Source organism: Oceanisphaera psychrotolerans, from assembly GCF_001870485.1.
Taxonomy (GTDB): domain Bacteria; phylum Pseudomonadota; class Gammaproteobacteria; order Enterobacterales; family Aeromonadaceae; genus Oceanimonas; species Oceanimonas psychrotolerans.
Map to the genome: position 1 here is coordinate 173,382 of NZ_MDKE01000044.1, position 11,108 is coordinate 184,489.

An 11,108-nucleotide genomic window follows, 5' to 3' on the forward strand; every position below is an offset into this window, starting at 1 on the left:
CACGCGGACATATTATGTCTGCAGACTCGTTGAAGTAAGGAAAGGTTATGAAACGCATTCTGCTGTTTATCGCCACCAACCTGGCCGTGGTGCTGGTGCTGGGCGTGGTGCTGAATATCGTGTTTTCGATGCTGGGAATCGATCGCAGCAGCGTCGGTGGCCTGCTGGTGTTCTGTGCCGTATTCGGTTTTGGCGGTTCGACCATCTCGCTGCTCATCTCCAAATGGATGGCCAAGCGTGCCTACAGCGTGCAGGTGATTGAACAGCCCCGCAATGAAATGGAACACTGGCTGATGACCACGGTGGCCCGCCAGGCCCAGCAGGCCGGCATCGGCATGCCGGAAGTGGGTGTGTACGACTCGCCGGACATGAACGCCTTTGCCACCGGCGCCAGCCGCAACAACGCTCTGGTGGCGGTGAGTACCGGCCTGATGTACAGCATGAGCCGGGACGAAGCCGAAGCGGTACTGGCCCACGAAGTGAGCCATGTGGCCAACGGCGACATGGTAACCCTGACCCTGATCCAGGGCGTGGTGAACACCTTCGTGATGTTCTTCGCCCGCATCGTGGCCAACATCATCAGCGGCTTCTTCAGCAACAATGAAGAGGAAGAAGGCGGCGGCATGGGTGGCCTGGCCTACTTTGCCATCGTCATGGTACTGGAACTGGTGTTTGGTATCCTGGCCTCCATCATCGTGATGTGGTTCAGCCGCCAGCGTGAATACCGCGCCGATCAGGGCGGTGCCCGCCTGGCCGGCAAAGAGAAGATGATTGCCGCTCTGGAGCGCCTGCGTCGCGGCCCCGAAGTGGAGCTGGAAGGTTCACTCGCCGCCTTTGGTATCAACGGCAAGCGTCACAGCGAACTGTTCATGAGCCACCCGCCGCTGGAAAAACGCATCCAGAGCCTGCGCGAACAGCCGTAATAGATTGATATAGCCCTGTAGTTTGGTTTTTAACCCCGGCTCGCCGGGGTTTTTTTATTGTTTGAATTATTGAAGTTTTCTTGCTTTAAATAGAGGCCATAACGATAAAAATAACCAAGCACGGATAAGCGAAAATAAAATGATAAAAACCGAACCGGGCCGCCGTTTCTGGTTGATTGAACTGATTGCCAACTGGGAAGGCCGGATCAGCTGCCGCCACCTGCAACAGTTTTTTCAGCTCGGGCGCCAGCAGGCCAGCAAGGATATCAATCAATATCTGCGGCACTATCCGGATAATTTATATTACAGCGCCTCCGCCAAGGGCTATTTGCCGACCAGGCAATTTGCTCCCGCATTTATTTCCGGTGACGTAGCCGAGTACCTCAACTGGATGACGGGCCAGAGCGCCCATGCTATGCCCGAAACTGCGGATTGCAGGCTTCCTCACCTGATGCTTTCTCATCCGCCCCGTAACGTCAGCCCGCAGACTATTCGCCCACTGGTGCAGGCATTGCGCCGGCAGCAACGGGTAGAGGTAGACTATGTGGCCGTGTCTCGCCCCGATCGCAGCGGCCGCATTATCGTGCCGACCGCCTTCGTCAACACCGGCCGCCGCTGGCACCTGCGTGCCTGGTGCGAAAAAGCGCAGGGCTATCGTGATCTGGTGCTCAGTCGTTTTCGTGGCGAAGCCATTCTGGAAGGACCGCCGCTGGCTCCGCTGCCCACCGACGAGGGCTGGCATACCGAACTCACCTTGATCCTTACGCCCGATCCCCGACTTACCCGCGAGCAGCAAGAAGCCTTGGCCCTCGACTACGGCATGCAAAACGGCGAACTACGGCTGAACACCCGCGCCGCCCTGGCCAATTACCTGTTACAGGATATGCAGATAAACGTAAAAATGCTCGACGGCAATCCCGCCGCCCAGCAATTGATTCTGGCCAATATCGACGACATCAAACCCTGGCTGTTCGGCTGACGACCTGTCGCCTGAAGCGACATGTTTATTTGCACAGTGTTGGCGGAATAGGGGAAAGAGGTGAGAGTAGATACAGAATCGAAAAAAGGAGTAAGGCGAATGAGTGCCAGTTATTTCCGTTACTGGGGCAAGGCGCGCAAGGATGATGGGCAGGAAGGAGAATACTACCATTTGTTGCCCTATCACTGCCTGGATGTAGCGGCGGTTGGCTGGTTCTTGCTGGACGAAGACAAACCCTTGACCCGTAACCTGGCCGAGTTTCTGGATATCGCTCCCGGCCAGTTGCGGCAAATATTTACCTTTTCGCTGATGCTGCATGATCTGGGTAAATTCGCCTCGGCGTTCCAGAACCTGGCGGATTTTGCAGATAGCCCATTAATTCGTAATCAACCCAGATCGGGCTACGACAGCCGTCAGGCCCGCCATGACCGGCTGGGCTATTTTTTCTGGTTAATGGCCAGCCGGGGGCGGCGGCTCGATGGGGCAGACATCGGACTGAACCAAGTCGACATCAGTCAGGTCACCCCGGCTCTCGATAGCCTGAATGCCTTGCTGGATGTGGTGTTTGGTCACCATGGCTATCCCATCGACTGGGGCAGCCAGCCGAGAATGATGAAAGATTATTGTCACGATTCGGATGTGGATGCGGCCTGTGACTTTATCCGGGATTGTGCCCAGTTACTAAAGGTGACATGGCCCGAGCAAAAACTGGCCGACAGGGAGTGGCTGACTCGCTTGCGTCAGGTCAGCTGGCATTTATCTGGGATTGCGATTTTAAGCGACTGGATAGGTTCAGATACGGCATTTTTTGAATATCAAAGCGCTGATTTGACGTTGGCCGAGTATTGGCCACAAGCTCAAGAAAAAGCACTACGTGCGCTTGCGGCAACAGAATTGGTCAAGCCGGTAAAGGTTCAGCCATTTCTATCGGTACAGAAGCATTTTGGTTTTGAGCCTACTCCGTTGCAGGCCTGGGCGGAATCGGTGCCTTTGGCATCGGGGCCACAGTTGTTCATTCTTGAAGATGTGACCGGGGCGGGGAAAACAGAAGCCGCTCTGGCGTTGACTCACCGTCTGTTACAGCAGGGCGAAGCCGATGGTTTTTATTTCGGTCTGCCGACCATGGCAACGTCCAATGCCATGTTTTCCCGGGTGGCGGAGCATTATCAGCAAATGCTGTCCGTTGATGGTAGCCGACCCAGTATAGTGCTGGCGCATGGTGCCAGGGAAATGAACGACCATTTTCTCGAAGCCCTGACGACAGCAGTAAAAACGGACTCTGCCTATACCGACGGCGAAGAGACGGCCAGTCTGTATTGCAACCATTGGCTGGCCGATTCTCGTAAAAAGGCGCTGCTGGCGGCGGTGGGGGTCGGCACTATCGATCAGGCGCTGATGACGGTACTGCCGCGTAAGCATCAACCTCTTCGCTTGCTGGGATTGCACCGGAAGATCCTGATTTTTGATGAAGTTCATGCGGCGGACAGTTTTATGTTTGAGCTGCTTGACGACTTGCTGCGGGTCCATTTGCGTCAGGGAGGAAGTGCCATTCTGCTGACCGCGACGCTGGCAAAACGGCAGCGGGAGCGGTTATGTCGCATCTGGCAGGAAGCCGCCGGTGTGGAAACAATATCGCTGCCTGAAAAAAATGATTTCCCGCTGGCAACCCAGGTCATTCCTGGGCAGCGGCTGAATGAAGTACCCGTCGCCAGTCGGGCGGCCGTGAGCCGTGAGTTGGCGGTGAGTTTTGTTCATAGCGAGCAGGAATGTGTCAGCCAGATCCTGGCCGCCAGTCGGCGGGGCGAGTGCGTGGTATGGATCCGCAACTCGGTGGATGACGCCATCCGCGCCTATCAGGCACTGGTTGAACAACTGGAATCCACTGACATTCTGACCCTGTTTCACAGTCGTTTTACTTTGAAGGATCGAAAGGCCATAGAAAACAGGGTCTTGGCCACGTTTGGTAAAAAAGGAGGTCAGGCCGAACGCCGAGGAAAAATTCTGATTGCCACCCAGGTGTTTCAGGAAAGCCTGGATGCCGACGCCGATCTGATGATCTCCGACCTTTGCCCAATCGACGATCTCATTCAGCGAGCAGGCCGCCAACACCGACATATCAGGGATCAGGCAGGCAATTGCATAGATAAGGAAAAAGATGAACGCTCGGCGCCTTTATTACTTGTTCATGCTCCCGAGTGGCAGGATCAACCCGATGCGGACTGGTTGCTCAGTCATTTGCCCAATACCGAGCATGTCTATCGCTCCCCCGGCTGGTTATGGCTGGGAATGGAAATTTTGCGGCAATTAGGCGCTATTCGCATGCCAGGCGAGGCGAGGTCGCTGATCGAAGCCGTTTACGGTGACCATGCTTATGAACGGATGCCGGATGCATTCAAAAAGAAAGAGGATTGCTACTTTGGCGAGTTACGTGGCCAGTCTGCGCAGGCGAAGAGTCAGCGGATAGACTGGCACAAGGGCTATAACCAGACCAGTGCCAGCGCTTGGCACGATGACAACATCGAGATCAGCACCCGTTTTGAAGACAGGAAAACCGTTCAGGTGCTGGTACTGAAACGTGACCCGCAAGGGCGGCTGCAACTGTGGGCCGAAGGCGAGTCCCATGCGCTCCAGAACAGCATAGTGAAGCTCGCCAAACGGCGTTTTGCCGATCAGCTGGCACCCTTGCCCGATAACCTGAAGACGGCCTTTGAGCTCATATTACAGCGTTACCCGCAGGCAAAGTTTCTCCAGCCTTGGTTACCCGATCATGATCCCTTGTTTGGTTATTCAACCGAATTAGGCGTGTTTGTCAGCAATAAGGAGGTTGAATGAATTTGATAACCGATCCCTGGCTTAGCTACCGTTTCAGGGATGGCAGCGAACGGCAGTTGCCGCTCAGTGCCATTGCCGACCCGGATGTGGTGGACTTTGCCTTGCCCAGGGCCGATTTTCATGGTGCTGCCTATCAATTTGCCATTGGCCTGCTACAAACGGTGATGGCGCCTGATGACAAATATCAGTGGCGAGACTGGTACCAGACCTCTCCTGATGAAAATACGCTGTCAGACAGCCTTTCTTTGGTCAAGCATGCCTTTGAGCTGGATGGCTACGGCCCGCGTTTTATGCAGGATCTGGATCCACTGGATGGCGTCAGTCCCGGGCCCGTGTCCGGCCTACTGATCGAAGCGCCCGGTGCCAATGGTCTCAAGTTGAACACGGATCATTTTATCAAACGCGGGATTGCCGAAGTACTGTCGCCGGAAATGGCCGCCCTGGCGCTGTTTACCCTGCAAATCAATGCGCCGTCCGGTGGCCAGGGGCACAGAACCGGGTTAAGAGGCGGTGGTCCCCTGACCACCCTGGTGCTGCCCCATGAGGTGGATGCCAGCCTGTGGCAAAAGCTGTGGCTGAATATTCAGAGTCGGGATTCCTGGAAATACGATGATCCGGACTATCAGAGCGCAGCGCTGTTCCCTTGGCTGGGCCCAACCCGGATCAGCAAGGCCAAGGGCAGTGAAATCTATGCCAGCGATGTGCACCCGCTGGCCATGTTCTGGGCCATGCCCCGGCGGATAAAACTGTTGTTTGAAGAGCAAGAGGGTGTCTGTCAGCTCAGTCGGCAACCCTGTTCACGGCGGTGCCGGCAGTACCGTACCAGCAATTACGGCAATAACTATTCCGGCAGTTGGGAGCATCCACTGACCCATTACCGTTTTGATCCCAAAAAGCCGGAAGAGGGCTATCTGTCCACTAAGGGACAGCCTGGTGGCATTCAGTACAAGCAGTGGCACAGCCTGAGCTTTGTTGATCGGACCGAAGGCAACCTGCCGGCCAAGGTAGTACAGAATTTTGTTCTGGAAAAATCGGCTTTCTTCGATTTTGATTGGGGAGAAGCGCCCAGGTTGTGGGCCTTTGGTTTTGATATGGACAATATGAAGGCCAGAGGCTGGTACAACAGCGAATTTCCGCTGATCCGTCTGGATGCCGATTTGAGAGATACCCTGCTCAGTGAAATCAAGGTCCTGCAAAGCCTGGCACAGGAAGTGGTGTGGCATTGCCGAACCCAGATTAAGGCCGCCTGGTTTGACAAGCCGGCAGATGCCAAGGGGGATACCAGCCAGATCGACTTGCAGTTCTGGCAGCGAACTCAGGCCGAGTTTTTTATCGCCGTGCAGTCGTTACTCAATACGTGCGATGGCAGATTGACGGCAGAGATTGCCCGTCGCTGGCTCCGTGCTTTGTCATTCCAGGGGTTGGAGCTGTTTGATGAACAGGTCCTGTCCAACCTGTATCCCGACAGGGACATGGCTAAAAAAATTCAGGCGCGGCGTCGGCTTAGTGGCTGGCTGGCGGGCAGCAAGCGTATCAAGCAGTTCAGAAATGATTATCGAATCGATAGCTTAATCAGGGAGCAGGCGTGATGACAGATATTGAACAAAGCGCACCGGCTACATCAGCGTTTGCCGGAGAAGCGGCACTGATGCGCTGGTGGCAAGCCATGACATTATCCGAGCAGGAATTGACCGCCTTGAAGATAAGGCCGGCACCCACCGTATTTCGTGCCGAACTGAAGCGGACAGAAACTCCTGAAGCGGTATTGATGACCCAGGGCTTCAGGGCCTTGTGGCTGGGTTTACCGGAATCGGCTCGGCAACGCCGACCTTGGTCGATGCTTGCCTGGGCGACGCTGGCGGGGGTGTTGAGCCATGTACGGCTGCAGGATGACAGCCGCAGTTTTGCGGCTTCACTGGGAAAGATAGACGCGAATACCGACAAGCCCAGAGTCAGTGAGTTGCGCTTTCAGCAGTTGCAGGGGGCAAGAACGCCGGAGGAGTTCTATCGTCGATTGCATCGGTTGGTCAAGCAGGTGAAGGGGCAGACCCAGGTGGTGTCATTGGCCAAAGGGATCCTGGGCTGGTTTGATGAACATTATGGTCATGCGCCATTACGCGCCGACAAGAAGATTGCCGTACGCTGGGCGATGGATTATTACCAGGCCGCCGAGAAAGGTCTGACAAAAACCAAAGATTAATCAAGGAGAATCACCATGAGTAAATTTATTCAACTGCACCTGCTGACCTCTTATGCCCCGTCCAATCTTAACCGGGACGACCTGGGCCGGCCCAAAACCGCCCGCATGGGCGGCACCGAGCGATTAAGGGTCAGCTCACAAAGCCTTAAACGGAATTGGCGTATTTCCGATGTGTTTGAGCAGACGCTGGGCGAACACATCGGCACCCGCACCAAGCGGCTGGGAGCCGAAGTATTCAACACGCTCAGTGAGCAGGGTGTGGCGGAAAAACAGGCGAAAGCATGGGCAATAGAAATAGCCGGTGTATTTGGCAAGAACAAGAAAGACAGCCTGGAGATTGAGCAGCTTGCCCATATCAGCCCGGAGGAGATGCAGGCGGTCAACAAGCTGGTTAACACTCTGGTCGAAGAAAACAGGGCGCCGCAAAAAGAAGAATTGTTTTTGCTGCGCCATAACGTGAAGGCCGTGGACATTGCCATGTTCGGCCGCATGCTGGCGTCCTCTCCCGAGTTTAACTGCGAGGCGGCCTGCCAGGTAGCGCACGCCATCAGTGTGCATGGTGTTGCGGTAGAGGAAGATTACTTTACGGCGGTAGATGATCTTAACCGGGGCGACAGTGATCTGGGCGCGGCTCATATTGGTGAGTCCGCTTTTGCGGCTGCCTTGTTTTACAGCTACATCTGCATCGATAAGGAACTGCTGGTCGCCAATCTGGGCGGAGATCTTGAGCTGGCAGATAAAGCCATTGCCGCACTGGTGGAGGCGGCAGTAAAGGTCTCGCCGAAGGGCAAACAAAACAGCTTTGCCTCCCGCGCATATGCGTCTTACGTGCTGGCAGAAAAGGGTGATCAACAGCCTCGTTCCCTGTCTGTGGCTTTCCTCAAGCCGATTGTCGGCGAAAACCAGGCGGAAGATGCCGTGCAGGCGCTGCAACGGCAAGCCGATAATTTCGACAAGGTTTATGGTGCCTGTGCCGATGCGCGTTATGCGGTGAATGCCGTAGAAGGCGACGGGAGTTTTGAGCAGCTCAAGGCGTTTGTCGCCGACTGAGGAGGCGTTATGCAATATCTGGTTTTTCGTCTGTATGGCTCCATGGCCAGCTGGGGCGAAGCGGCCGTGGGCGGAGACAGACCATCGGCGCTTACTCCTACCCGCTCGGCGGTATTGGGGCTACTTGGTGCGGCCCTTGGTATCAAGCGTGAGGATACGAGTCGGCTGGAGATGTTGCGAAACAGTATGGGGGTTGCCATCAAGGCCTATTCATGTGGCGGCTTGACCCGGGATTATCACACCGCCCAGGTACCCTCTCAGGATAGAAAGCGAAGCTTCCATACCCGCAAAGACGAGCTGAGCATCGCAAAGGAAAAATTGAATACGGTGCTGTCCAGCCGGGATTATCGCAGCGATGGCTACTGGATAGTGGCGGTATGGCAACAGCAGGAAAGTGAGTTGACGCTGGATGCTCTGAACAGAGCATTGGCCAAACCTGCTTTTATTCCATATCTGGGCAGAAAAGCCTGTCCGCTTGCTGCACCCGTTGCGCCGTTATTGGTGGAGTCAGATCTGAAATCGGCACTCGATCAACGCTTTCCACCGGTACTCGACAGTCACGAGCAGGATCGGCGCTGGTTGGGTTTAGGCTCCATGGTCACCTATCTGTGGCAGGGGAAGGCCGAGGATCTGGGGAGTTTCGATGGTGTACAGAGTTGCCAGGTATGGGACGAGCCGATTAGCCGGATGCCCTGGCAGTTCGGCTCCCGGCAGGAGCACCAGCTGACCTTGGTGGAGGAATAACATGTATTTATCCCGAGTAAGACTGGGCGACAGCCAAGCTGCGAAAAGCGAGCTGGTTAAAACCATGAGTAAGGGGGTTTACGGCCATCATCAGTTGCTGTGGCGTCTTTTTACCCAGGAGCAACAGCGTGGCTTTCTGTTTCGCCATGAACAGAGCGACGGGCGGCTGGCACCATCGGGTGAGCCGATTTTTTACGTACTTTCTCGTGAAAAGCCGGATAACTCATCTCAACTGTTTGATGTGGAAAGCCGGTCTTTTTCTCCCCAGTTAAAGGCCGGTGATAAATTGGCTTTTCAGATCAGGGTTAATCCCACCGTGTGCCGCCAGGGTAAACGTCATGATGTGCTGATGGATGCTCAGCGACAATGGTTGCATCAAGAAGCAAAACAATGTTCTTTGGCGGCAGAAGGCAGTAAGAAACAGCTGAAGCACCAGCTACTGGATTTGGCTTCCGATGAAGATATCTCTCGCTGGAAAACCGTGGTGGCCAGTGGGCAGTATCGTGACGCTCTGACTTCGCGTCTGGGAAGAGGCGCAACGATAGATTTGGCTTTAAAAACCCTCTCGGAGCAGGCATTGATCGACTGGTGGCAGGGCCGTAGTTCTCAGATGGGGATCCGTTGCCTGGAGCATGAAGGCGGGGTGCAAATCGACGGTTATCTGCAACATGCCATAAAAGGTAAAAAATCCGGTGCGGTATTCAGCTCGATTAACCTGAGTGGCATCCTGACTGTTGAAGAGCCGGAGCTCCTGTTAGACAGCCTTTATCAAGGTGTAGGCCGGGCCAAGGCGTTTGGATGTGGTCTGCTGATGATTCGGCGTGCCTAATTTGTTCTGCCATTTACAATGGAGTCGTCATGGCGTTCATCCCTCTTAAACCCATACCGATGAAAGACAGGGTATCCATGATTTTTTTGCAGTATGGGCAAATTGACGTGATTGATGGCGCCTTTGTTTTAATCGATAAAACCGGTGTTCGTACTCATATCCCGGTGGGCTCGGTGGCCTGCATTATGCTGGAGCCGGGTACCCGCGTCTCTCACGCTGCTGCCAAGCTGGCGGCGACCGTGGGCACCCTGCTGGTGTGGGTTGGGGAGGCGGGAGTACGGCTGTATGCCTCCGGTCAGCCCGGTGGCGCCCGTTCCGACAAGTTGCTGTATCAGGCGAAGCTGGCACTGGAAGACGATCTTCGCCTGAAGGTGGTACGCAAGATGTTCGAGCTGCGCTTTGGTGAGGAAGCGCCGAGCCGACGTTCGGTGGATCAACTCAGGGGAATAGAAGGCAGCCGGGTCAGGGCCACTTACGCCATGCTGGCCAAACAGTATGGCGTAAAGTGGAACGGCCGGCGCTATGATCCCAAGGATTGGGCCAAGGGTGACAAGGTCAATCAGTGTATCAGTGCGGCCACTGCCTGCCTCTATGGCATAACAGAGGCCGCCATCCTGGCGGCGGGCTATGCTCCGGCGATTGGATTTGTTCATACCGGCAAACCGCTGTCGTTCGTTTATGACATGGCCGATATCATCAAGTTCGAGACAGTGGTGCCAAAGGCATTTGAAATCGCCAGCACAAATCCATCGCAGCCCGATAAAGCGGTGCGCATTGCCTGCCGGGATATTTTTCGACGCAGCAATACCTTGGCCAGGTTGATCCCTCTTATCGAAGAAGTACTGGCTGCCGGCGAGATTGAACCACCCCCACCGCCCGAGGATGCCCAGCCGATTGCGATTCCTGAGCCAAAGTCATTGGGTGAGGCAGGACACAGGAGTGGCTGATCATGAGCATGCTGGTAGTGGTAACAGAGAACGTGCCTGCACGGCTGCGTGGCAGGTTGGCCGTGTGGTTACTGGAAATTCGTGCCGGTGTTTATGTGGGTGATGTTTCCAGACGCATCCGTGAAATGATTTGGGAACAGGTAAGTAAACTGGCAGAGCAGGGTAATGTCGTTATGGCCTGGGCCACCAATACAGAATCCGGCTTCGAGTTCCAGACCCATGGTGAAAATCGACGTATGCCGGTGGACTTGGACGGGCTGCGTTTGGTGTCTTTTTACCCTGTTGAAAATCAATAAGTTATAGAACTTTAACAATCAGGAAAAATTGGTGGATTTTTTATATATAGAAAAATTCAGTTAAATCAGTTATATAGGTTTAGACCGTTCCCCGTACGCACGGGGATGAACCGGTTTGATTTTATACTTATAGCTAATTAGGCTACCGTTCCCCGTACGCACGGGGATGAACCGTCGGCCAGCCCCGGTCAGAGCTTCGGCGTGGCCCGTTCCCCGTACGCACGGGGATGAACCGGCCAGTCGATTTGTCTGTCCGCCTTGGTACGTGAACAATTCGACCCGGAACCCGTTCCGGCCCCGCAACTGGG

General features: G+C 54.9%; 10 protein-coding genes. All 10 read left to right on the forward strand.

Going from position 1 to position 11,108, the window contains the following annotated elements:
- The first annotated feature begins 47 nt into the window (after positions 1-47).
- The 10 genes from htpX to cas2e all read left to right on the forward strand — a co-directional run bounded on the left by htpX (position 48) and on the right by cas2e (position 10,800).
- Entirely contained in the window at positions 48-923 is an 876-nt protein-coding gene (gene htpX / locus BFR47_RS14135; RefSeq protein WP_071473653.1) for a protease HtpX, read from the forward strand.
- 139 nt (positions 924-1,062) lie between these two features.
- Positions 1,063-1,902: a BrxR family helix-turn-helix transcriptional regulator gene (locus tag BFR47_RS14140; protein WP_071473654.1), complete on the forward strand. Its 840-nt coding sequence runs from the start codon at positions 1,063-1,065 to the stop codon at positions 1,900-1,902.
- 99 nt (positions 1,903-2,001) lie between these two features.
- Positions 2,002-4,734 (forward strand): CRISPR-associated helicase/endonuclease Cas3, encoded by a 2,733-nt coding sequence (locus tag BFR47_RS14145; RefSeq protein WP_071473655.1) that lies wholly within the window; start codon positions 2,002-2,004, stop codon positions 4,732-4,734.
- A complete protein-coding gene (gene casA / locus BFR47_RS14150) occupies positions 4,731-6,323 on the forward strand; it encodes a type I-E CRISPR-associated protein Cse1/CasA (protein ID WP_071473656.1) in 1,593 nt (530 codons plus the stop codon). The genes BFR47_RS14145 and casA overlap by 4 nt, the downstream gene beginning before the upstream one ends.
- Entirely contained in the window at positions 6,323-6,934 is a 612-nt protein-coding gene (gene casB, locus BFR47_RS14155) for a type I-E CRISPR-associated protein Cse2/CasB (RefSeq protein ID WP_071473657.1), read from the forward strand. Before casA ends, casB begins: the two co-directional genes overlap by 1 nt.
- Before the next feature lie 15 nt (positions 6,935-6,949).
- Positions 6,950-7,984: a type I-E CRISPR-associated protein Cas7/Cse4/CasC gene (gene cas7e / locus BFR47_RS14160; protein ID WP_071473658.1), complete on the forward strand. Its 1,035-nt coding sequence runs from the start codon at positions 6,950-6,952 to the stop codon at positions 7,982-7,984.
- A 9-nt stretch (positions 7,985-7,993) separates the two neighbouring features.
- Positions 7,994-8,728: a type I-E CRISPR-associated protein Cas5/CasD gene (gene cas5e / locus BFR47_RS14165; RefSeq protein WP_071473659.1), complete on the forward strand. Its 735-nt coding sequence runs from the start codon at positions 7,994-7,996 to the stop codon at positions 8,726-8,728.
- A gap of 1 nt (position 8,729) precedes the next feature.
- Positions 8,730-9,557 (forward strand): type I-E CRISPR-associated protein Cas6/Cse3/CasE, encoded by an 828-nt coding sequence (gene cas6e / locus BFR47_RS14170; RefSeq protein WP_071473660.1) that lies wholly within the window; start codon positions 8,730-8,732, stop codon positions 9,555-9,557.
- Positions 9,558-9,586: 29 nt separating this feature from the next.
- Positions 9,587-10,504 carry a type I-E CRISPR-associated endonuclease Cas1e gene (gene cas1e / locus BFR47_RS14175; protein ID WP_071473661.1) on the forward strand — a complete coding sequence of 306 codons (918 nt, stop codon included), beginning with the start codon at positions 9,587-9,589 and terminating at the stop codon, positions 10,502-10,504.
- Between the two features lie 2 nt (positions 10,505-10,506).
- Positions 10,507-10,800 (forward strand): type I-E CRISPR-associated endoribonuclease Cas2e, encoded by a 294-nt coding sequence (cas2e, locus tag BFR47_RS14180; RefSeq protein ID WP_071473662.1) that lies wholly within the window; start codon positions 10,507-10,509, stop codon positions 10,798-10,800.
- Positions 10,801-11,108: the final 308 nt, after the last annotated feature.